This is a genomic window from Anaerobiospirillum sp. NML120448 (assembly GCF_023050945.1).
Lineage (GTDB): Bacteria > Pseudomonadota > Gammaproteobacteria > Enterobacterales > Succinivibrionaceae > Anaerobiospirillum.
Genome location: NZ_JALKIM010000005.1, coordinates 69,286 through 93,439, shown reverse-complemented (window position 1 = coordinate 93,439; position 24,154 = coordinate 69,286). Strand labels below are relative to the sequence as shown.

The 24,154-nt window shown below is 39.5% G+C and carries 14 protein-coding genes; 5 read left to right on the top strand and 9 right to left on the bottom strand.

What is annotated here, in order from left to right; all coding sequences use genetic code 11:
- The 3 genes from MXE38_RS01905 to fucP form a co-directional block, all read right to left on the bottom strand.
- On the bottom strand, positions 1-175 hold a 175-nt coding region (locus MXE38_RS01905), incomplete at its 3' end, for a hypothetical protein (RefSeq protein ID WP_348647350.1).
- Positions 176-353: 178 nt separating this feature from the next.
- The gene (locus tag MXE38_RS01900; RefSeq protein ID WP_246910550.1) at positions 354-1,775 is read right to left on the bottom strand and encodes an FGGY family carbohydrate kinase; all 1,422 of its coding nucleotides are present in this window, start codon (positions 1,773-1,775) and stop codon (positions 354-356) included.
- A 486-nt stretch (positions 1,776-2,261) separates the two neighbouring features.
- Positions 2,262-3,596, bottom strand: a complete 1,335-nt coding sequence (fucP, locus tag MXE38_RS01895) for an L-fucose:H+ symporter permease (protein WP_246910548.1) — start codon at positions 3,594-3,596, stop codon at positions 2,262-2,264.
- Positions 3,597-6,398: 2,802 nt separating this feature from the next.
- Here fucP and MXE38_RS01890 point away from each other — a divergent pair.
- Together MXE38_RS01890 and MXE38_RS01885 are read left to right on the top strand one after the other, a co-directional pair.
- Positions 6,399-7,400, top strand: a complete 1,002-nt coding sequence (locus MXE38_RS01890) for an AraC family transcriptional regulator (protein WP_246910546.1) — start codon at positions 6,399-6,401, stop codon at positions 7,398-7,400.
- A 979-nt stretch (positions 7,401-8,379) separates the two neighbouring features.
- On the top strand, positions 8,380-9,747 hold the full coding sequence (locus MXE38_RS01885; protein ID WP_246910544.1) for a hypothetical protein: 1,368 nt from the start codon (positions 8,380-8,382) through the stop codon (positions 9,745-9,747).
- A 354-nt stretch (positions 9,748-10,101) separates the two neighbouring features.
- Here the strand turns inward: MXE38_RS01885 and MXE38_RS01880 are convergent, their stop codons facing one another.
- Both MXE38_RS01880 and MXE38_RS01875 read right to left on the bottom strand, forming a co-directional pair.
- A complete protein-coding gene (locus MXE38_RS01880) occupies positions 10,102-11,628 on the bottom strand; it encodes an alpha-N-arabinofuranosidase (RefSeq protein ID WP_246910542.1) in 1,527 nt (508 codons plus the stop codon).
- Between the two features lie 125 nt (positions 11,629-11,753).
- Positions 11,754-13,166, bottom strand: coding sequence for an MFS transporter (locus tag MXE38_RS01875; RefSeq protein ID WP_246910540.1), 1,413 nt, complete (start codon positions 13,164-13,166; stop codon positions 11,754-11,756).
- A gap of 519 nt (positions 13,167-13,685) precedes the next feature.
- Here MXE38_RS01875 and MXE38_RS01870 point away from each other — a divergent pair.
- Positions 13,686-15,278: an AraC family transcriptional regulator gene (locus MXE38_RS01870; RefSeq protein WP_246910538.1), complete on the top strand. Its 1,593-nt coding sequence runs from the start codon at positions 13,686-13,688 to the stop codon at positions 15,276-15,278.
- A 164-nt stretch (positions 15,279-15,442) separates the two neighbouring features.
- On the opposite strand, the gene MXE38_RS01865 is transcribed toward MXE38_RS01870, so the two are convergent.
- Positions 15,443-16,000: a hypothetical protein gene (locus MXE38_RS01865; protein ID WP_246910536.1), complete on the bottom strand. Its 558-nt coding sequence runs from the start codon at positions 15,998-16,000 to the stop codon at positions 15,443-15,445.
- A gap of 1,048 nt (positions 16,001-17,048) precedes the next feature.
- On the bottom strand, positions 17,049-18,779 hold the full coding sequence (locus MXE38_RS01860) for a SulP family inorganic anion transporter (RefSeq protein ID WP_246910534.1): 1,731 nt from the start codon (positions 18,777-18,779) through the stop codon (positions 17,049-17,051).
- Between the two features lie 632 nt (positions 18,780-19,411).
- Between MXE38_RS01860 and MXE38_RS01855 the strand changes: the two genes are divergently transcribed.
- A complete protein-coding gene (locus MXE38_RS01855) occupies positions 19,412-19,732 on the top strand; it encodes a hypothetical protein (protein WP_246910532.1) in 321 nt (106 codons plus the stop codon).
- A gap of 224 nt (positions 19,733-19,956) precedes the next feature.
- Here the strand turns inward: MXE38_RS01855 and nagA are convergent, their stop codons facing one another.
- Together nagA and MXE38_RS01845 are read right to left on the bottom strand one after the other, a co-directional pair.
- Complete coding sequence (nagA, locus tag MXE38_RS01850; protein WP_246910529.1) at positions 19,957-21,129, bottom strand: N-acetylglucosamine-6-phosphate deacetylase; 1,173 nt, start codon at positions 21,127-21,129, stop codon at positions 19,957-19,959.
- Between the two features lie 133 nt (positions 21,130-21,262).
- Positions 21,263-21,880, bottom strand: coding sequence for a carbohydrate-binding family 9-like protein (locus MXE38_RS01845; RefSeq protein ID WP_246910526.1), 618 nt, complete (start codon positions 21,878-21,880; stop codon positions 21,263-21,265).
- Between the two features lie 929 nt (positions 21,881-22,809).
- Here MXE38_RS01845 and MXE38_RS01840 point away from each other — a divergent pair.
- On the top strand, positions 22,810-23,991 hold the full coding sequence (locus MXE38_RS01840; protein WP_246910524.1) for an ATP-binding cassette domain-containing protein: 1,182 nt from the start codon (positions 22,810-22,812) through the stop codon (positions 23,989-23,991).
- Positions 23,992-24,154 lie beyond the last annotated feature (163 nt).

Here is a 24,154-nt window from a genome sequence, read left to right as displayed (position 1 = left end):
AGTACTTTAAGTTAGCACGTAAGAGCTCAGCAGCGCTCTTAGCCATGTTCATGGTTTGCTCTTCTAAGGACTCACGAACCTTTAATGGGCCACGACGACCATCAATAGTAGGACGAATACCAATCTTTGGATGTGACATGATATATACCTTATTTTCAAAGCAACGACTAAACATAAGTCGTTGCATGCAGTGGAATTAAAACTTAGCAAATGATTTCAAATAGAGCCCTTAAGTGCTTGTGCCTTTTTAGGCCCATCTAGAGCTTTATCGCTGGCTCTTAATTGTCTTAGTTAAGTACAGGACTCTATCTGTGTGCTATTCCTGATTAAGAAAGCTTAGCTTTACTTAATGATTAAACTTGTGGGTGGTAAACCTTAAACTCAGAGGAGTCTAAGATTACCTTGCGGCCTTGCTCTAAGCTGTCAAACTCTTTAAGAGCAATCTTTTGAGCAAGTAAATTGCCATAAGCGGTAGCTTCCATTGGGCCTGCGATTACTTCCAGACCAGTTACATTGGAAACTAATTGGCATAAGAACTTAGACTGAGTACCACCACCAATCATGTGAAGCTTCTTGAACTTCTTTTGTAAGATAGTTTCGATATCTTGTAAGGTAGCGTGATACTTCTTAGCTAAAGATAAATAAATTACCTTGAAGTAGTCGAAGTCATTTTCAAACTTAGTGCCTAATAAAGAGTTGATAGCCTCTTTAACATCAAATTCGTTTTGAGCAAAGACCTCAGCACCAACATCAACAAATTGATCAACTGGGCAGTTTTCAACGTAAGCGGTGATTTCATCGAATGGAATCTTAGCGCCACGCTTGGCCTCGAGCTGGTTCTTTAACATTTCAAGAATGTAAAGACCAGTGATGTTCTTGAAGAACATATTGCTGCCAGCAAAACCAGTCTCGTTAGTTAAGTCACGAGCAAAGGCTTCTTTGCTAATTACTGGCTCATCAGTTAAGCCACCAATTAATGACCAAGTACCGCAAGATAAGAAAGCTGTATCGCGATCGGTATAGGCTTCGGTTAATAATACGGCGCTAGCAGTATCGTGAGAGGCGCAGGCAATTACCTTGATATCCTTGTTAAGCTCACGAAGCTCTGGAATTAAGCTGTCCTTGATAGAACCTACAACTTCGGTTGGGTATACGATAGGAGCAAATATGCTCTCTTTAATACCGTAAGCTTGTAAAATTGGCTCAGCAAACTTCTTGGTACGGAGATCTAGTAATTGTGAGGTTGAGGCAATAGTAAGCTCAGCACGTTGTTGACCTGTTAATAAGTAGTTTAAAAGGTCTGGAAGCATTAAGAGCTTGTTGATCTTGTTGTAAGTAGGGCAGCCTTGGGCGCTATCTTTCTTTAAAACCAATAATTGGAATAAAGAGTTGATAGACATGATTTGGTTGCCAGTGGCCATAAAGATTTGCTCTTGGCTTAAGGTCTCTTGAGCATACTCAAAGCCTTCATTGTGGCGGGCATCACGGTAGGAGATTGGATTTACTAATAACTTACCATCCTCACCGACAACACCAAAATCTACACCCCAGGTGTTAACAGCAATAGAGGAGATCTCGTGGGCATGAGCCTTAATGGTCTCAACAACCTTATTTACGATCTTGTCCCACTCCCAACGGCTGCGGCCATCTTCGGTCACACGCTGGTGAGACATACGCATTACTTCAGTGGTAACAAAACGACCATTTTCAACTGCACCTAAAATGGCGCGAATAGAAGTGGCACCGAAGTCAAAAGCTAATGAATATTGAGCCATAGTTTGTTTATCCTCAGTTGCTGCTTAGCTAATTGCGAACAATCCTAAAATCTGTAATTCATTACCCTAAAGAGCAAAACTCCCATCAAATCACAACTTTTTAAAACAAGCCCTTGCAAGAAATACTTGCAAGGACAAGATGATGTGTGTGTTTGAGTGTGTTGGAGGGTGACTTTCCTATAAGTAAGACTTTGTGTGAGGAGTTTCTTACTTAAGGCCTTGAAGAAGTATTGCTTCTTCATATTTGTTTAAGAGCGTTGGCTCTTAAAGAGGCTAGTCACAATGCCCTGGTAAAGGAAAAATCTTTTAGAGCGTATTAATGTTTCTTGCTTACACTCTCAAGAAAAAACTGTTGTTTGTCTTTCAGCTCTTTCTTGAGAGGCCTCAGGAGATTAAACCACCAAGGCCTCGCAAGTGACTAGGTTTTTACTCTAGTCTGTGATGTAGTTCTAAAGAACCACATTTTTAATTTTTTTAGTTTAATTACTAAGCCTTCTTGGAGTTGAAAAGACCGTATAAGAAAACTACAACCATGCAAACAAAAGCTGTGTAGTAAGAGGAGCGAACAGCAGCCTCTTCACCGCTAAAGCCTGGAACTAAGAAAGCTAAAGTGGAGTTATCAATGAAGGAGCCCATGATTGGAGTGATGATAGCACCACCGATAATTGCCATGATTAAGCCTGCTGCGCCTAACTTAACGTCGTCACCTAAGCCACGTAAAGCAATACCATAGATGGTTGGGAACATTAAGGACATACAGCCAGAGATTAACATTAAGCAAATTACGGACATTGAAGTTGGTAAGTAGATAGTACCTAAGGTTACTGCCATACCAACTGCTGCAACTGCTGCCATTAAGCGTGGAGCGTGGATGTACTTCATTAAGTAGGTGCATAACCAACGAGCGCCTACGAATAAGAATACAGCGTAGATGTAGTAGTCAACAGCCTCGTGCTCAACCTTGTCAGTTAAAGCCATGATGTACTTAATCATCCAAGTCCAAACAGCGATCTGCATACCAACATAGAAGAACTGGGTGATAACGCCGAATACGTAACGCTTGTTGCCCATTAAGTTGGTGAAAGAGGCCATGAAGTTAAGAGCTGAACCTTGATCCTTTAAGTCAGACTTTTGTCTAAAGAAGAAGAACCAGATAACTAAAGCGATAGCGATTAAACCAACATATGGAACACATACCCAGAAGAGCTCGCCTACACGAATGGAGCTTAACTCCTCAGGAGACATAAGAACACGCTCATCATAGGTAGCTGGGTTTAAGTTAGCTAAAATTACGAACTTAGCTAAGAATAAACCAATGATAGAACCTACTGGATTAAAGGCCTGAGCAAAGTTAATACGACGAATAGCAGTATCTTCAGAACCTAAAGCGATAACATATGGGTTACAAGTGGTCTCTAAAACTGATAAACCGCCTGCTAAGATGAAGATAGATACTAAGAAGATATCGTAAACTTGGAAAATAGCGGCAGGAATATAACCAAGAGCACCGATAATGTAGAAGCCTAAGCCTAATAAAACACCGTGGCGGAAAGAGTACTTCTTAATAATCATGGCTGCTGGGATAGCCAATACTGCATAAGCACCATAGAAGAAGAACTGTACCATTGAGGAGTCAACAGCCGACATCATGAAAATCTTACCAAAGGCAGGAACTAAGTTGTCGGTAATGTTGTTTAATAAGCCCCATAAAACGAAGCAGGAAACAAGCATGAAGAAGATTAACTTCTTATCTGATGGTACTACTTCATCCATATCGGGGGTACGGGCTAAGTTTTTATCTAATTTAGCGGCGCTTTCCATGTCAGATCCTCTTATGACAAGTGAGTTTTTAATCTCAATCCCATGCTAATAACATTTATATAACTTGTGATTAAGCATGGACGCATGTGTTTAAATGGTTAGGTCGTTATGCTTTTAGCTAAAACTAATGAGCGATAACAAAATGACTTAATCTAAAGAAACTGACTAGCTGTATTGTGATGCTTCAAAATTGAGCATTTTTGTTATCTAGCTAGTTATTTTGACTAACTAAATTTACAATGTAGCTAGCTTAGTTACTTACAGTAGGTTAAATACTTATTTGGCGATAAGACTAACCTTAAAGGTATCTAAGCTTTGCGTTAGCTTTTTTGTCCTCAGGTTAACGCAAATACCTTTCTTGTTTCTTGGGGCATTTAAGCAACCAAGATGTCTAAGCTTTATCTTCAGTAAATTATGAGCAAAGTACTTACTTATAAATAATACGTTTGGTAATTTATTGTCCTAAACTTGGTAAAATTTGTAAGTAAGAGTCACTAAATGCTAAAACTTAAACCACTCGACTTAAATACCCAGAATCACAACAAAAACTTGAAAGATAAGCTCTTTTTTAATTAAGGGTATCTCGTTAAGTCAGGGTTATTATGTTTCTTTGTACTGGCGCACGCTTGCAATATTTTTAGCCTGTTTGGTAATTTTTTCATCTCTTGGAATAATTTTTTACCAAATAGTACAAACTCAGGCTGCTAAATAGAAAAAATTTCCAAAAACACCATGGAAGTTAATTATAGATATAAAACCACATGCTTATAATGTTTGTTTGCTCACTGGTCGACCAGTGCTGAGGTGATTTTTTTAGTATAGCAACACTATCTTTTAAGTGATATTACAATCGTTCTCAAAGGCCTTATATATAAGGGATTAGCGCATTTTTACGCCCGATTAAAATCAAATTTTGATAATACCAAAAATTTCTTTAAAGCCTTATTCTGTCTAGCTTAGATAGCTAAATAGGTAGTAAAATCTGAAAAATTTACCAAAACATTAAAATGGTAAAGATTACAAAATGAGCTTTACATCACATGATTAGAGCAAAAATTTTTCATCAGAACAGCAAAAATATCTCAATAAAGTAAGTAATCTAAGACTAACTCAGAGAATACGACCATCTAAAACAAAAGCCATATATAAGCCATTCAATCTGCTAAAAGCTTATGAGCGATGCCAAACATCACCCGACAAACTACAAGCAAAGTTGCTTAAATTTGGTTGCTATTGAGCCTTCAAAAATTTTTACCTTTCATCACAATTGCACATAGAGCAACAAATCGCAAACAAAGCCCAAAAACATAAAAAATTGCCAAAACCTCAAATAAAGTACCAAACAACACGCAAAGAATAAAAAATTACCAAAACCATCACTAAAAACTACCAGAACCACCCAATAGCCTACTCATCATGAAGTTTTACTCCATAATCCCTCAAGATCACATCAAAGAAGCACATTAGATTTTGACAATCTCAACCAAATCGCTCCGCTTAGCTTTGCTTCGCATTGCTCCGCTCAGCTACGCATTAGCTTAGCTTAGCTTAGCTTAGCTTCGCTAAGCTCTGCTTATCGCATATCAGACCGCAACATATATGGGGACAATCTTTATCGCTTTGCCTAATGCTAAGGTTAAAGCGAAAGCTAAAGCTACAGTTAAAGATAGGACTAAGGATAGGGCTATAGGACTATATGGCAACCAAGGACTTTTACAGGCTAAACCACTAAGTAGAGTATTAAGCATTGTTCTATCAAAGTATCAAGAAGCAGCATTAAGCAAGCATTTGAAGCTTACTTTAGTAAATAGTAAAGAGGTCTTATGGTAAATAGGTAAGGCTGTAGGCTGTGATGGTTTACCTCAAAGTAACAGTAGGGTGGCTTCTATATAAGCATAAGCTGACTCAAGCTTTATAAGCTGCATTAAAAGTTTTAAAGCAGGCATGAATATAAGTTCTTTCATGTTTGGAGCTTAGTGCGCTCCTTTTCATAAACAGCATAGACTTGCTAATACCATAGCTTATCAATTCAATAATAGTGTTAGCTATCATGGCCAATGCACAATAAGCCCAAGCTTAGGCTTGAGCTTAAAATTATGCTTTTTACTAATTCCCTCAGCATAGCTTCCCAAAGCTAATGAACTTTAGATGGCGCTTTCATCCAGAGGTTAATATTCGATTTTCAAGCGAACTGATAGCTAAGATCAGCTAAGCTCAGCTAAGCTAAGTGAGAGGCCTCTAACACTTACAGCCATAGCATCTTTATTACTACTATTACTGCTTAACTTTAACCAATAAAGATGTACAGCACAGTAGTAGAAAAAATGACAACAAGCTGCTGATTTAGCTTGATGCTTAAAACCTTATATTAGCGATTTTAAATAATTTAATTTATACAAAAAGACTAGTACTAGACTAGTTTTGTAGTGATCGTTTTGGGTATAGGTAAATGTCGCAATTTTAAAATACGACAATTTCACTAACATATTTATGATATTTTGGCGAAGATTATAGTGGTTAAGTATTAGTTAGCCCTTATTCTTTATACTTAGCTCACAGAATAAGAGATTGCTTGTATATTGATACATACATAATGGGGTTTCTTGCTAGCTATTAGGTAGCTATCTTTGTTAGGATTAACAAATGAGTCATTGCACAGCATCTCTTACAAATATTTTGGATGGTATTTAGTTCGTATAGAGACGGTGCGAATGTTGTGTTTTGTGTGTTTAGATTAAGCAAATTCTTATTTACTGAGTACGAATAGGGATAGTAGTGTTTATCTACTAGTAGGATGTAAGAATGCAAGAGATTATTTTAAAAGAGAGTAAGGAGCATGGCGATATCTCGTTTCCTTTTGCGTATTACCATGTCACTAGCTCGCATCCTCGCTATGTAATGGAAACTCATTGGCATGAGGAGTACGAAATCTGCCGTGTTTTAGAAGGTGAGTTAAAAGTTACTATTGATGGCCAAACTTATATGGGAAAAGGCAGCAATGGTACTGGCGATATATTTATTTTTAACTCAGGATCAGTGCACTCAGCCGAGCCTATTAATTGTGTATATGAGTGTATGGTGTTCGATTTGCACTTCTTATTACGTGAGCGCTCGCTATCCAACTCTTTCATTTATTCTATTTTATATAATCAAAGGCAGTTTAAACCTCATATTCCTTTTGTATCTAAAGACCTTGAAGGCCCTGAAAGTCTAAATAGAACCTTGGGACAGCTGTTTACTGTGCTACAAGAGCAGACCATAGGTTATGAGCTTAAGACCTTTGGCCTTATGTATTACTTGCTAGGTATTTTTGAGCATCGAGATCTGTTTGTTTTACCTAATGATACAGGCCAGGCTGTTAATCGCATTATGAAAATGCGTATGGCTTTGTCTTATATTCATCGCAATTACAAAAATACCATTTGTTTAAATGAACTCTCCGAGCTTTTAGAGTTGCGTCCACAGTCAGTAGTAAAGCTGTTTAAAGACATTATTAACAAAAAGCCAATGGAGTATATCAACTCTTATCGTGTGCAATGCGCTATGGAGATGTTAAAAGATCAAACTCAAACAGTAACCAATGTGGCCTATGAGTGTGGTTTTACTGATGTCTCTTACTTTACTAAGGTCTTTAAAAAGTTCACTAATAAAACTCCTAGAGAATATTTAAAGAATGCCCATGATGGCGGAGATATATTACATATGGTCAATGTACCTAATAGTGTTGATACTTCTTTAGAAGATGAGGGTGATGACACAATGATGAATGCCAAGGCAATAGACAAAAAGGTCTACCTTGCCTAACTAATCTCTAGTCCACATCCATATCCATATCACAAGATTAAAGGCAGTTTCAAAATTAAGACTGCCTTAATTTTTTCTTCCCACCAGCTCTACCAATATCATCCCATCCCTCTCAACACTGGATAATCCTTAAAAAACATCCACTACAGTTAGTAAAACCTGTTAAAGGCTGGATAACTTTTGAGCTAAAGGCAGGTTAGCAAAACCTGTAAGAGGCTGGATAACTTTTGGGCAAAGGCATTTAGTCTCTCCTGTAGGAGGCTGGATAACTTTTGAGCTAAAGGCAGTTAGTCAATTCTGTAAGAGGCTGGATAACTTTTGGGCAAAGGCAGTTAGTTAATCCTGTAAGATGCTGGATAACTTTTGAGCTAAAGGCAGGTTAGTCAATCCTGTAAGAGGCTGGATAACTTTTTGGCTAAAGGCTGATTAGCAAAGCCTGTAAGAGGCTGGATAACTTTTTAGCTAAAGGCAGGTTAGCAAAGCCTGTAAGAGGCTGGATAACTTTTGAGCTAAAGGCAGTTAGTAAAGCCTGTTAAAGGCTGGATAACTTTTGAGTTAAAGGCAAGTTAGTCAATGCTGTTAGAGGCTGGATAACTTTTTGGGGTGAGGGATTTTGCTTTTATAAGCCTGATGCCAGGCGCTGTAGCGGTAAAGGCGGTAAATAAGCGGTTTTAGGGGATGGCGTGGTAAATTTTTTAAGTATGGTCTTGTGATCTCTTCTTTAGATGGTGCTATAAATATATATAGTGTAGTGAGCACTTTATCCTTTCTTAAATTCAATTTTTAATATCAATTCCCTTTAATCAATCCTTTTTATGTGGTTTCTGTTTAAGCAACCTCAGAATAGTTGCGTCTATAGTTTTTTATACCAGCTTTTATAGGTGAGTTGATATAAGAGCTTTGAAAAGAAGATAGCGGACAAAAGAGCTCTCTTGGAAATAGCTTTTAGGTGAAAGTACATCTTTTGAAGGAATTTACTATGAATAACTTTAATGCTTCCAATAATGTAACTGAGGCAAGCCCTTATGCATCACCAACCATGCCTAATGGTGAGGCGGCAAACTATTATGGTAATGGCGCTAACTTCAATCAGGGACAAAACTTTAATCAAGGCAATTTATTTGGACAAGTTCCTGCTTTTAATCAGGGGCCGAACAGCTTTTATAGTCAGGTACAAAATATGGCTGTCCCTAAGTACCAAAATCAGATGCCAAATCAGGGTATGATTTCAAATAGAGCTTTTATGCAAGGCCCAAATTTTAATAATGCTGCTGGTTCAGGCTTTAACAACCCTCAGGCTGTAGGTATGGGCGCAGGTGTGAATGCTCAGGCAGGCGCAGGTGCGGCTGCTGGCTATGGTGATGGCTCAGACTATAGGGCTGGTGACAGAGCTGGTTATGGTGCTGCTAGTGCAAACACTGGAGCGGGAGCGGGCGCTGGATACAATCGTGGCTATGGTAAGCAGGGCTATAAGTCATATAACTCTCGTTATGCCGATGGCAATAATAGCGCTAGACAGGATCAGGGCAGTAAAAAGATTGCTTTTAATATTGAGCGCAATTTTGGAGCTATTAGTGAGCCTGATCGTAATGGCTGGACTAAGGAATTTACCTTTACTTCTTGGAGTGATCATCCTGGAAAGTATGATATTCGTTGTTGGTCTCCTGACCATACCTCAATGCAAAAGGGATTAAACTTTTCTCGTGATGAGTTAGCCAAGTTATACGTCTTAATTAGCAAGGCCAAGGAACAAGATCAGGCTTTATCCTCTTTAATTGAGCAGGAGTTAGAGCGTGAATACCAGACTAATGCAGCACTTACTAATTCTTTTAATAACAGCACCCCTATAGTAGAAACATATGATGTTAATGCCAATAGCGCCAATAATGCTGCTATTGCTAGTGCGGCTATAAGCGCTCAACAGGAGCAAGGCTCTCCAGAGGCCATAGCAAATCAAGCCAATGGCTTTAGCGTCTTACCAGGTGCGGGCGCTGTTACAAATGGTGCCTTAGCAAGCAATGTGGTTAATACCAGTCAGGAGGTTATGGTACAGCCTCAGCAACAACTACAATCACAAGTACAACCACAGCTACAGCCTCAGCTGCCAGAGAATAAAGCTAATATGCCTTCAGGAGAGTATATTTTGCTTAAAGAGTCTAATGCTTCATCTAATGTCGCCGCTAATAACACCTCTAATGCCGCAGCTACAGCAGCCAATGTAGCTCCTCCTAAGGAGGATAAGGTAAATAAGGGCAAGCGCAATAAGGGAAATGGCGACTTTTTTTATAGTGCTACTAACAATCTTGATAGTGATAATTCATCTGATATGGCTGTGTCCGTAGATTAGTTGAGCAAAAAATTGCTGTACAAGGTCAACTTTTACTAAAACTTGGGCGTAGGGTAGGCTTTTTCCATTTTAGTGGCAAGCTTGGTAATTGCGCTTGGGGCTAACTTTTGTTTTGTTTGAACTTAGTTTGAGCTTGGCTTGAGCTTGAGCGTGGAAGGAGCTTGGCTCATAGTGGCTTAAGCTGGTACTGGCTTAGCTTAGCTTAGCTTGGCTTGGCTTGGCTTGGCAAGGATGGAGCTTGGGAAGGGGCGGGCGGTCATTGGGGTATGGAAAGGCGCTAGATTTTTAGGTCTAGCGCCACTGTTGTTTTATAGCTATTCGTGATGATAGCTATGGTTTGTGTCTAACTTGTGTTTAGAGTTCGCCTTCTACCTTTAAGGTGAGTAAGCTAAAGCTTAGAGCTGGGATCTTGACGCAGAGGCTCTGCTTCTCAGCGTCAGTAAAGGCTCTGTGCTTAGGAACTACAGCATCTGGAGTGATAAAGGTGTTTTGAGCGCTTAACTCATAACCTACTAACTCTTGTCTATCCTTGAGCTCTACCTTGCCAAAGCCATCTAATACTAAGGAAATTTCTTGATCTTGAGTTTGATCAATATTAAGGATAAATAAGGAAATTTCCTTGGTTTGCTCATTGTAAGTAGCAGCAGACTGTAAGGTCTTTGTTTGACCATGGATAGTCTCAATGTGAGGTACGTTAGCAAAGTAACGTAAAGCTTTGCCACGACCATAAACGCTTGCCCACATGAATGGGTAGTAAATGGTCTGCTTAATAGCCTCACCATTTGGCTTGGTAAAGATAGGGGCGATAACATTAACCAACTGAGCTAAGGATGCCATCTTGACACGATCGCTGTGGTTAATAAGAGTACACATTAAACCACCTAATACTAAGGCATCTAAGAAGGTGTAGTGTTGCTCTAAAAGTGGAGGAGCTTTGGTAAAGCGATTGTTTGGATCACGATCAAAGAAGTCCATCCATGGCTCGCCTGCAATTGACCAAATATTGTACTCATCAAAAGAAATCATCATGTCTTTCTTAGAGCGTAACTTGGCCTTTACGTAGTCAGCAGTGGAGGTAATAGTGTGGATAAAGTTATCCATGAGCACGAATGAACCTAAGAAGTCATTAATATTGCCTGTGCTATTTTCAAAGTAGTGGTGGCAAGATAAGGCCTCAACCTCGTTGTAAACACGCTCTAAAACTATACGATCCCACTCTGGATAGGATGGCAACGTAGTGGTGGCGCTACCGCAAGCAACTAATTTTAAGCTTGGGTCTACCCAGTGCATAATCTTAGCTGTTTCAAGAGCCTTCTTAGCATAGTCGTCAGCCTCTAAATGGCAGGTCTGCCATGGGCCATCCATTTCATTACCAAGACACCAGTATTTGAAGTTAAATGGCTCTTCATGACCATGTTGTTTACGTAAGTCAGAGAAATAGGTGCCGCCCTTGATATTGGAGTACTCAACAAAGTAGCCAGCCTCTTGTGGAGTGCCAGTACCTAAGTTAACAGCTACCATTGGGGTTACACCAGTCTTCTTAGCCCAGTCGTAGAACTCACCAATACCAAATTCATTGGTCTCTTTAGAAAGCCATGCATAATCAAGACGTACAGGGCGTTGCTCTTTAGGGCCTATACCGTCCATCCAGTTATAGCCTGAGACAAAGTTGCCGCCTGGATAGCGAACAGTAGAAACCTTGAGCTCTTTGATCATGTCCATGACATCACGACGGAAACCTTGCTCGTCAGCACAAGGATGGCCAGGCTCATAAACGCCAGTATAAACAGCACGACCTAAATGCTCAATAAAGCTGCCATAAAGAGTATCTTCAACTTCAGAAATGTAATTACCAGCTTGGAAAAGGTACTTGATTGCCATGATATTTGTATCCTATCTACTATCTTATAAGGCAAAAGATATTTTTTTAAATTGGTTAGGGAGTAGTTAGCTAGTTTGAATTTGCACAGGTACTAGCTAACTCTCGTTGTTAAGGCTTATTACTATTAGACAGTACCATAGAGATCTTTTGAGATCTTGGCCATGGTCTGACGATTGAGCTTGTAGAAGAATTGGGTTGCTAAGAAGGTTAAGAGGTAGCCAATAGCAGGAATCCAAGTCATAAGAGCGTAGATACCAGCAATAGCAGTTTCGCTTTGCTCAGCAACATTAGCCTCGTAACCAGTAACGGATAATACTAAACCAACTAAACCACCGCCTACAGCTAAGGCTACCTTAAGAGTAAAGAGGTTGCCTGAGGTGCAAAGGCCAGAAGCTCTTTGACCTAACTTCCACTCACCATAGTCATCTACGTCAGCAATGTATGACCAAACAATTGGTGTTCCAATTGAGTGAATAATGTTTAATACGATAACGACGATGTAAATTAAAACGATTTGATCGGATGGAATAGCAAATAATACTAAGGATAGAACGATACAAACCAGCTTTACAGCCTTATAAATAGTAACCTTACACCACTTTCTAGTAAGTACAGGGGTTAAATATGCGCCAACAATGCCAGATACAATGCCTACTGTTAAGAATAAAGAAGCAGATACTTCATCAAAACCTAAAATGTAAATGGCAAAGTAAATAGAAACAGCACCACGAATAAAGCTTGGCAAGCAGTCTAAGAACATTATGGTGATGCATGATAACCATTGGTCATTGTGAATGATCTTCTTAAAAGAACCAATTAAATCTTCTTTAGGGGCGTTCTGTGGAGGCACAATACGCTCACGAGTATAGAAGAAACAGAAGAGGAATAAGAAGATTGATAAGGTACCGAATAAGGATAAGGTCCAGAAGAAGCCACTTGCTCTATCCTCACCACCAAAGAAACCTACTAAAGGTAATAAGGTAAGAGTACAGAACAATGAGGCTAAACCAGCGCCAATGAAGCGGAAGCTTTGGCAAGATACACGATCAATAGGGTTGCTGGTTACTACATTGCCTAAAGAGCAATATGGAATATTAACGCAGCTATAAAGAATTGATAATAAAGTGTAGGTTACAAAGGCGTAAATTACTTTAGCGGTATAGCCAACATCAGGGGTGTAGAACATGATGAGGCAAGAGATAGCAAAAGGAATGGTAAATACAGCCATCCATTTGCGATAGCGACCAACCTTAGATCTGGTGTTATCAAGCCATGCGCCATAGAAAGGATCAAAGAAGGCATCAAATAGACGCACTACTAAGAACATAGTGGCTACAACAGCTGGGGTTAGACCAAAAATATCGGTATAGAAGAAAGAAAGGAACATGGTAATTGGGTTAAAGAGCAAATTACATGCTGCATCGCCCGCACCAAAACCACATTTTTCCATGAAGCTCATGCGTGAGGTATCAACCTCACCAGAGCGACGTGAACTGGCACTAACGTTTATTTCGTTTGAAGCGCTAATCTCACTCATCACAAGACTCCTCAAAACAGTTAAGTTGTCCTAAAAAGTTTTCCTCACAAAACTTGCTAAACCTTAACAACTACAAAACAAACTACAAAGCTGGATGATAAATCCTAAAAATAATTAAGGTTTTGCAATTTAATAAATTAAAGGACAACTACCACTACAAAATGCTTAGACTTAAAAAGCCAAGCTCGTTGGATGGGTCTAATAATAGATTTTGCTTTGATGAAATTTTGTGATCTACTTATGAATAATTTAGTGCTAATAGTTTGCAAGACGCTTATCTGACTTTATTATCAATTTGACGACATTTTTTCTGATAGACAGTCTAAAACTAGAACTTATAGCTAAGGGATAGACTATATCTTTATTGGTAAAAGCTGATATTTATAGGAAATTCAGTATATGCTGTTAGAGCAAGGTAGCTAATAGCTTAGTTCTAAAATATTATTGTCTATGATTGATATATTGGCTTTAATACAATTGTTGCAGCCGTTTCATGCAATAAGTATTGATTGAGTAATTATGAAAAATAAGCAAAATCTTTTGGGCCTATTTAGTGTAATTGAATCGCCTATTTTAGTCTTTGGGGCTAATAAGGAATTGCTCTATGAACTATGGCCTCGAAAATCTAGTTTTGGCTATCAAACAACCAAAGATGGATCTGGTAAAAACTCAGATAAGCGCAATGAGATACGCTCTCAGGCTCAAGCTTTATTAGCATCTTGGCAACGAGCTATTGGCGATCCTATTATGCTAACCCAGCCAAGTGATATTGGCGCTATACGTCTTTTCAATGGTAGCTATGTTTTTATTGGACCGATTACGCCTTTAAAAATCAATTTAGAGCAAGTCAGGTATATTGAAAATCGCACAGCACTGCAAGCATGTAATATGTGGCTCAACCTAATGAGAGATCTGTGCCGCTCTCAAGTACATATTGCTACTAATAATCTATCTGAGCATGTGCAGGATCATAATAATGGCTTGCATGAAAGTATTATTGCTAGTGCTAGCTCAAGCTCAATCCCTAGTGCTGATAATAGTGCCTTAGCAGAGGCTAAGCATGAGGCAGTAGTTGGCGCTGACCACTTATGCCAAGGCCAAGGCCGAGAGCAAGGGCAAGGGCAAGAGCAAGTTCAAGTGCAAGGAGAACTTGAGTTAGGTAAGCTCAAGGAGCGCAACTTAAGTGGTAGCTATAGCGATGATGATAGCAATAATAATAGTAGCGCCAATATTAAGATTAAGAGCTTAGATGATTTGCTCAAGCCTATAAGCTTTGATATGAGCGCTATTAATAAGGCTATTGGTATGTCTTTTAACCCTTATGATGGTTCGATACGTAATGAAGACTTTAATTTTAGTGAAGAGCAATTTATTAAAAGTCTAGGCATAAGTACTGTTAGTGTAGTGCAAAATCATAATCAATTTCGTAATGAAGTATTAACCTCAGAGGCCGTGCGTGAGGGTAGTAGGGATAAGCTTAAGTGGGCCTATAATCTACCTCCTAAAGGAAAGGCAGGTATTCTAGGTTTTACTCCTTTACGCTCATGGCAAAATCATGCTCACTTACAAAATGTCTTAGCCTCACGTGCTGCTATTGATGCAGGAATTACTCCTGAGGAGGCATATAGACTGTCTGATAAATTGTATTTAATAGTAGAGGCTATAAGTGATCCCTTGATAGCAAAACATATGCGCTATATCGTTGCGCTAGCCTTTACTGAACAAGTACGTGCCCATAAGAACAAACTAAAAGAGCAAGGTCAATTAGGCAAAGAGGAGCCTGTCTTTGTGCAAAAGGCCCGCTATTATATTCAGCAACGCTTATGTGAAAAGTTAAGCCTAGAAGACATTGCGCTACAAGTAGATTGCTCAGCAGAACATTTAGCTCGTTCTTTTAAGAAGTTTCACTTAAAAACTATTATGAACTACATTACTGACGAGCGTATCAAGATGGCCAAAGAGTTGTTAATCGAAAGTAATACTAAAATTAAGGACATAGCTGAGAGCTTAGGCTTTTGCACGGTATCGCACTTTTGCTACATCTTTAAAGAAAAAGAGCATATCAGCCCGCAACAGTGGCGCAAACAAAATGCCAAAATCATTGAGGCCTAAGCACAATTGGGCCTTAAACGCAATTAATAGGGAGGAGCAATTGAGGCAAAGCGCAGGCAGGTAAGAGGTGATGCTAGTAAAAATAATAAAAGGCTGATAGACACTATTGCCATCAGCCTTTTAGTATTGGGGATCAACGTATTAACTAAGTTAAATTTCTTAGCCTAAACAATGCCTAAATCATGTTTAAGATCTTTAATCGCTGCCTGAAGAGTAATGGATAGTGCTCTTAAGTATTCAATACGCTCTGGATCAGAGGTTTTGCTTTCAATTTGAATAGCATTTTTGAGTGAGGCTAAGTGAGCTAAGGAGCGCTTGTAACAGAAAATCTTAGCATTCATTAGTCTTTGAGCACGACGCTTTTGAGCTACTTTAATGCCTAAGAAGCCTAAAATAGCAATAGGGGCGGCTAACACGAAAATACCAGTAGTAGCACCACCACCAACTAAAGCACCAGCGGTACTAAGGGCACTGGCTACACCAGCTGCCGATACACCGATAACACTGCCACTTAAATATAAAGCAGCAAAGCTCAAAGCACTACCAGAGCCAATACCTAGAGCAGTTGCTAAAACTTCAGGCATAGAGGAGGTATTAATAGTTCTTGATTTATTGCCTAGACCTTGATCAATTTCAGCAATTACGTGTTCTACTGTTTTGAGCGCATTAATATTTTGAAAGAGCATATCTTTCTTGCGCATGATGTAAGTTCTAGTTACCATAGCTCCCCTCCAAAAATTGTGCTTTTCTTATGGCTCCAAAAAAAGTCTACAAATGATTAGTAAAATGCTCATGTTAATTTGCAATTTGGTTAATACTTGTCTTTAGCTTAGCATGTCCATGCTTAGCAAGTTCTTAGTAAGCTATTTATTTTTAATAGGTACAATAAAGGCTGCTCAATAAAAGGATCAATAGTTCCTTTAGGGCATTATATAAGGCTTAAATTAGGGATAATAAAGATCAAGGGCTAACCAAAATAGATATATTTAATGTTAACAAAGCTAAACCTTGTCAACAATATACAAAAACAAAATTTGCCAAAAAAAATTTCTCACTAGCAAAACAAGCACCCCAGAGCCTCCCATCCTACCAAACCCAAGCCTTTCCTTCCCATGTTTAAGCCATGCTATTACTCTGATGATTGGGGGCAGTTAATTAGCAAAGCTTGTCTGGAAGGTAGAGATAATCAATATGGCCAGATATCAGTTAGCTATTTGCGTAGGTAGACAAGTAGGCAGGCAGTCTGGCTGGTAGGCAGTCTGGCTGGCAGGTAGATAGATGGCTCTTTAGTAAGGAAGACTGTAGAGTGTGCATGCTATTACGCCTACTTGTAAACCATTCAGGCCAAAGCGAGCTGGTAGGCCTGCAAGCATGCATGTATGCAAGCATGCATGCAAGACTGCAAGGCTGCAAGGTTGTATGAGAGCAACTGGGGAGTAAGTTGGTTTGCTCTGGTTATGGGATTGGGATTAAGTGCAGAACTTTTAGGCAAGATGTGTAGTTTGGTAAAAGACAACCTCTTATTTAGTGACGAAAATAGGTCAACCTCGATACACATGAACCATAGGGGCTTGCCCATTGGTGTTGCTCAGTAGTACTAACAGTATGGACTATTAAATTTGAGGTAGGGGGATAGGGTTTGTTGGTTTGTTGGGCTAATGGAGAGGTTGGTAGAGCGGGCGTGGTGGTTTGGGGAATGAAAAGCCCGCTTAGCAAGAGTGCCAAGCGGGCTGAAATTTAGTTAAAAGCCTTGGGCTTCTAGGGCTTTAGTTAGACTGTATCTTGGTGTTTGGATACAAACTCAGGATCAGCCATGAGCTTAGAGGCAAGCTTTAAGGCCTCATCAAAGTTAGTGGTAAAGGCAGCCTCAGAGTCTTTACAAATACCTGCTTTATCGAGCATTTCTAATGGCTGCTTACGCATACCTGCAAAGATAATAAAGCTATGGTGTTGCTTACAAATCTTAACAATTTCCTCAATAGAGGCCTCGCCTGAGGCATCTAAGTAAGGCATGAATCTCATTCTTAAGATTAAGATACGAGGCACTGTTACTAAGTTTTGCATGCGATCGCATAACTCATTGGCTACACCAAAGAATAATGGGCCATTGATTTGGAAGGCTGCTACACCCTCTGGAACAACCACCTCATTCTTTGCTGCACGAGCAGAGCTTTGAGGATCATCATTATCGCCATCTGAATCATCGTATTGAGTTAAACGCATTTGTGGGTGAATCTCAATAGACTTGGACATGTGGCGCATAAAGAGTAGGGAAGCAAAGGTTACACCTACACCAATAGCAACAGTTAAATCAACTAATACAGTTAGCGCAAAGGTTAAGAATAAGATAGTACGGTCTGATGGGCTAATACGTGAAATCTGCATAAAGTGCTTAATATCAGACATACCCCAAGCAACCATAAAGAGCACTGCAGCTAAGCCAGCCATTGGGATATAGGCAAGAATATCCATAATGGTGTATAAGAACACTAATAAGAATAGTGCGTGGAAAACACCAGACATTGGAGTCTTACCGCCTGACTTAATATTGGTAGCAGTACGTGCAATAGCACCAGTTGCTGGTAAACCGCCAAAGAAACCAGAGGCGATATTAGCTACACCTTGACCTACTAACTCTTGGTTTAAAGAGTGCTTAGTGCCAATCATAGAATCAGCTACTACTGCTGATAATAAGGCCTCAATACCAGCTAAGAAAGCAATAGTAAAGGCAGAAGGAATTAAGGCACGAATTTCCTCTAAAGTTAAGTGAGGTAAAGTAGGTGCTGGTAGACCTGTTGGCATATCAGGGAAGCGAGAGCCAATAGTATCTACTGGAAGAGCAAAGATAAATGAGATTAAAGATACAATTAAGATTGATACTAAGTAGGCAGGGATCTTAGCACTGATCTTCTTACAAATAATGATGATAGCTAAAGCTAATACACCTAAGCCTACAGCAAAAAGTGAAGTCTCATTAAGATGCTCAAAATAGGACATCCACTTTTCAATAAACTCAGCAGGTACATTAGAGTAGGTAAGACCTAAAAAGTCTTTTACCTGAGAGGAGGCAATAATTACAGCAATACCAGTGGTAAAGCCAGTAATTACAGGATAAGGGATGTATTTAATGAGTTTACCTAAACGAGCATAGCCTGCAATAATTAAGATAATGCCAGCCATTACAGAGGAAACAATTAAACCATCCAGGCCAAAGCGGGCAATAACATCAAAGATCACCACCACAAAGGCACCTGTAGGGCCACCAATTTGAACCTTAGAGCCGCCTAAAAAGGAAATGAAGAAGCCTGCTACTACAGCTGTTACTAAGCCTTTATCAGGAGAAGCTCCAGAGGCTACAGCCATAGCCATGGCTAAAGGAAGGGCCACAATAGCTACAGTAAGACCTGCGATCAAATCAGAACGCAAGGTGGCAAACGAGTAGCCTTCTTTAAAGCACAAAAATAGTGCTGGGATCAAACGATCAGAGTTTGGCTTTTGCATGGTGACAAAGAAAAAAGCAGTATGCAGTTTCTAGCAATTAATATGTTTTATTGACCAAAATAAAAAGAAAAACGCACCAGCTCTTAATGAAAAGAGTGGTGTTTATGCCTTTTAATAGAGGAGATAGAACAGCAAACATGCCTACGGTATGGCAAGCTTTTTTGCTAAGGAACTCGCAATTATCATAAGGAGTTGTTAAAGGCGTGTCCATTCAATCTATCTAATAAGCCTATATCTACAGTATAAAAAGCGCATTGATTAGCCTAAGAACCAATAAAAGACTCAGATCATTTATCAAGTTCAGCTACCACAGCTTATTGATAGATTTTATTGACACGAATTGCGACAGATTATAGGATTTCTTGCAGCAAGTATCAACAAAAAACAGACAATTCCCCATAAAATGGCAATACGTGTTATGCAAAATAATGCAAGTCCATCATGAAAAAGCACTAAAAAAACTGGTATACAAACTGTTCAAAGTAGCAGTGCTAAATAAGTTTTTTCTAAGGGGTGCTTGTATTACAAATTAGGCCCAAAATTACTTTTTTAGGTAGTGGAAACTAAGGCACAAAACCAAGAATGGATTAATGATATTTTGAAGCTAGTGTACTCTCAATGGAGGTTTGATTATGAAAGCTCTGACTCCCTTATTTGCTATTGCTTATATTGTCTGCTCTATTTCTGCTATCGTTTTTATTGTAGACATGGCGTGTTGGTTTTTTGATACTGACGCTTGGTATACCAATATCCTAGCAGGCATGGCTGCCTTTTTTGTTTTAGCTTTGCCTTTTGGCGCAATAGCAGTGTGCGCATTATTATTTTATTATCTGGCTTTTGTCCAAGATTGGAATATATGGCTCACCATATTCTATATGTTCCCAGGCCTACTCTTCGCCTTAGTAGGTACCTTATCAGAATTAGTAGGAACTATCTTTAGCAAGAAAAGCTAACACCAAATCTCTTATTCGTCGCAATAACTGCCATTCTTTTGGCAGCAGCTACTCTGACCAACTCCATTGGGCAAGCCCATGAGCTTGCTTGCGTAGCAAGGTTAGCCTATTTTCGTAACAGTCTTGACTCAATAGGGTGTTTAACTTTGATCTATAAAAAAGGCCCTATCGGTGAGGATAAGGCCTTTAGTTTTTGTTCTAAGTTTTCTTGTGATTATTGAGGATTAGAAATCTTTGTGAAGCCACTTACCACGTAAGAGAACACCCTTTAAGTTGAGGTCACGATCTACTACTAATAAGGAAGCAACCTTACCTGGCTCAATAGAACCATAGTTGTCTAATACCTTAATAGAGCGAGCTGGGTTGTAAGAAGCGCAACGAACAGCAGTTTCAAGAGGTAAGCCTACTAACTTGTGAGCAATCTTCATGCAGTCAAAGAGGTTGGTAGCAGAGCCTGCAATGGTGCCAGAGGCTAAGGTAGCACGACGATCTTTTACGTATACAGCCTGGCCACCAAGCTCATAGGTGCCATCTTTTAAACCTACAGCCATCATAGAGTCAGAAATTAAAATCATGCGCTCGTCGCCTAAGAGTCTAAAGGCACAACGAACAGCAGCAGGATGGATATGAATACCATCACAGATAATTTCAGCCTCACACCACTTAGCATCAGAAGCAGCGGCGATTGGACCTGGCTCACGGTGAGCTAAACCTGGCATAGCATTGTAAAGGTGAGTTAAGTGGCAAGCACCATTAGCAATGGCCTCTTTAGCGATATCATAGGTAGCAGTGGTATGAGCAATAGAGCACAATACTTCGTCTTTGAGCTCTTTAATAGTGTCCATAGCACCTTCAACTTCTGGAGAGATAGCTAATAACTTAATCTTATTGCCAGAAGCCTTATTGCAGCGACGGAAGAAATCAACATCTGGAGCGTGAACGTACTCTGGGTTTTGAGCGCCAACCTTATTTGGAGAAACGAATGGGCCTTCCATGTTAATGCCAACTACGTCAGCAGCATCATCCTTAAGTGGGTAGTCACGAACGTTTTCACAGGCCTTAATAATGTCAGCCTCACCCATGGTCATAGTAGCAGGGCAAATAGCAGTTACACCTACAGAGGCTTGATACTTAGCAATAGCGTCAAGAGCTTCTTCTGTGCCTTCCATTAAATCATGACCCATAGAGCCGTGGAAGTGAACATCAACTAAGCCAGGAATAACCATTAAGCCCTTAAGATCATAGGTGCCTTCCTCTGGAAGACCATTCTTGCAGCACTCTGGTAAAGGCTGGCCGCCCTCTAAAATACGCTGAATGCGATCGCCCTCGATTTTAATCATGCTATCAGGAGCAAAACGAAAATCACGGGTATACATGTTGGCATTAGTAAGGATCATATGACGCTCCGTAAAAACTGCTCAAATATTAATTCAGGTGCTAATAAGGTTTAAAAGAATATGGAGATATTAGTTTCCTGATATGGTTAAGCAAAAATTCTGTATGGTTAACACTGCTGTGCAAAATGTAGCTTTAGGCTATTTGGCACAATGCAAAATATTGAGGTAAATGGAAATTTGGGGTAGGGACATCAACTTTATTAAAAGCAATATAGTGTTCAATATCCTTACTTTCAGAAATCTTATATAGGTTTAAAGCAAAAGTATGCTCAGGGCTAAAGGCATCGTAATGGGACAGCTCTTTAATTAAATTACGTGGCACCACCAAATCAATGCACCAAGTATTGTCATTGCCATAAGCTTTTATCTGCAAGGACTCAATTTGCTCTTTAGTAAAAGCTATGCGATTTTTGCGGCTATGGCCGTGTTTGGCATAACAAATACCTTTTGAGTTAATTTCAATATTTAAGTACAAGCATTGCTCTAACATAGGAGCAAAGTTTTGATCATGCTCATCATCAGGAAAGGCCAAAAATAACTCTACAGCACTATCTTGGCAAACCATGAGCATTGGCTCTTGTTGTATTAGGGCTGTAGTAAGTGGTTTACTTTCTTCTACCTCAAAATGAACATGTAAACCATCTTCTTTAACCCCTAGAGTTGCTATGGTTTTAGGTCTAACAACACAGTTCCATAAGTGATGTTCTAGGGCAAAGGTATTACTTGGACCATTAAAAGACAATGTAAGCATGCTTTAACTCCCTTAGCGCTAAAAAGGTTAACTACCATAGTGCGCTTGTGTGACACATATTATAAACCTTTTAGGAGGTCTTAGAAAAAAATCTCCAAAAATTATCAATAGAGCTCACATTTTTTGAAATAAAATTCCAAATCACGTGAAATTTCCCAAATATATCTTTTTATTTGGAACAATTATTTTTCAATAAAGTTCATCTATTTTCATATTAATAAGCTTAGCTAAATTTTATTGAGAGCTTAGGCATGTTTTGAACAGCTTTTAAGCAGAGCATAAACTGCGCCCTTGCTAGTGCCATATCACCGCTTGAGTAAAGACCACAACCAAGAATCCCAAAGCTAAGAACCCAAAAGCCCAAAAGTTATAGTCAAGATTCAATAGCCCTGAGCCCAGACCTCAGAGCTTGATGCGCTCTTATATAGGGATGTTCTATCTGCTGAAACTGTCTTTTGTTCCCTTTAACAAGCTTGTAGCTGTAGCTGTAGCGGTAGTTTTAAGTATTGACGGAGCGGTGCTTACAGTTATGAGCTGTAGAACAGTGGTGCGCTTTAAAAGTTGAGGGGCGGTGGGCTTAGTCAGTTGGTGATTGCTATTGTATTAGCTGGTGGTGATGGTATGTACTTGCTACAAGTGCTCAGCTTTTATCAGCACTAAGGCATGAGCAAGGGCATGGGCATGGCCATAGGCATGGGTATAGACTTTTGCATGGTAAGCAGGGGGATGAGATTGATAGTGGTTGGTTTTGATGCATTATTATGGAAAAAGCTGATGAAATTGATCTAAAGATGAGCAAAACCGCACTTTTATCAGGCAAATTACTATCGCAAAGCACACTAAAAAAGCACGATACAACAATAAGTTGACGATGATCAAGCTATAAAGTTTAAAGTAGTTTAGCTCCTGATTAGCTTAAGGAGAATAATATGATTCGCTTTGAGGATGTAAGTGTCAGATTTAATAATTTCACAGCTGTAGATGGGGTATCACTTCATATAGAAAAAGGTGATTTTTATGGGGTGTTAGGACAGTCAGGTGCTGGTAAGTCAACCTTGGTTCGTACTGTCAATATGTTGCAAAAACCTAGCTCAGGTCGAGTGATTGTGGCTGATACTCAGGTAAGTGCCAATATTAGTAGTGCGCAATTAAGTGCCTTGAGATTACGTATTGGTATGATTTTTCAGCACTTTAACCTTATTAAAAATGCCACAGTATTTGACAATATTGCATTTAATCTTAAAGCTAGTGGCACTAGCAAAGACCAAATAGCTAACAAGGTGCCTAAATTATTGTCTTTAGTTGGCTTGAGCGGTAAGGAAGAGCTTTATCCTCACTCGTTGTCAGGTGGTCAAAAACAACGTGTAGCTATAGCTAGAGCCCTGGCTAATGATCCTGATATTCTTTTATGCGATGAGGCCACCTCAGCTTTAGATCCTGATACTACTAATGAGATTATCTCCTTGCTCAAAAAGCTCAAAGAAGAGCGCAATCTGACAGTATTGTTTATTACTCACCAAATGGAAGTTGCCAAAAGATTATTTAATAAAGTAGCTCTTATGGCTAATGGCAAGGTAGTAGAGCATGGCAGCACCTATGATTTATTTGCTCATCCTAGCAGTGAGTATGGCAAGGCAATGATTGCCCGCCATGATGCCTTATTGTTACCTCCTGAGCTTATTGATAAGGAAGATAATCTTTACGAGATCACCTATAAAGAAGAGCAGGCTTACGATAGTGTCATTGCTGAGGCTATTAGGCGCTTTAATGCTGATATTAGTATTTTGGGCGGGCGTATTGAATATATAGGCGGCAAGCCTTTGGGCAACCTTATTATTTCCATACGAAAAGCTGAGCAAGACACTGGCAAAATATTAGATTTTCTTGGCTATAGCGCCTGTATCAAAAAGATAAAAGAGCACGGTCAGGTAATAAGTCCTCTTAATAATTTTGGGAAAGAGACGCTAAGTTCTATTGCTCAAATTGACTATAGTGAGCAAAAGTTAGGGGAGGCTGAGGTTAACCAAGACGAGCTTGCTCTGATGAGATCAGTTAAAGCCGCCATCGATCCTAATAATCTTTTTAACCCACAAAGTGGTTATGCTAACTAACAGTTAACACTTAACAAGTAAGGAGCGATAGCAAGAGCCATAATGCTTATGGCTATCAGTCTGGTAAGCTTCTCTTGCTATTTATTTGTCGCCACCAAGGCCTTGACCCAGGCCATGGCCCAAACCCCAGTGCTAAGCACTGGGGGCTGGCCATGACCAGATC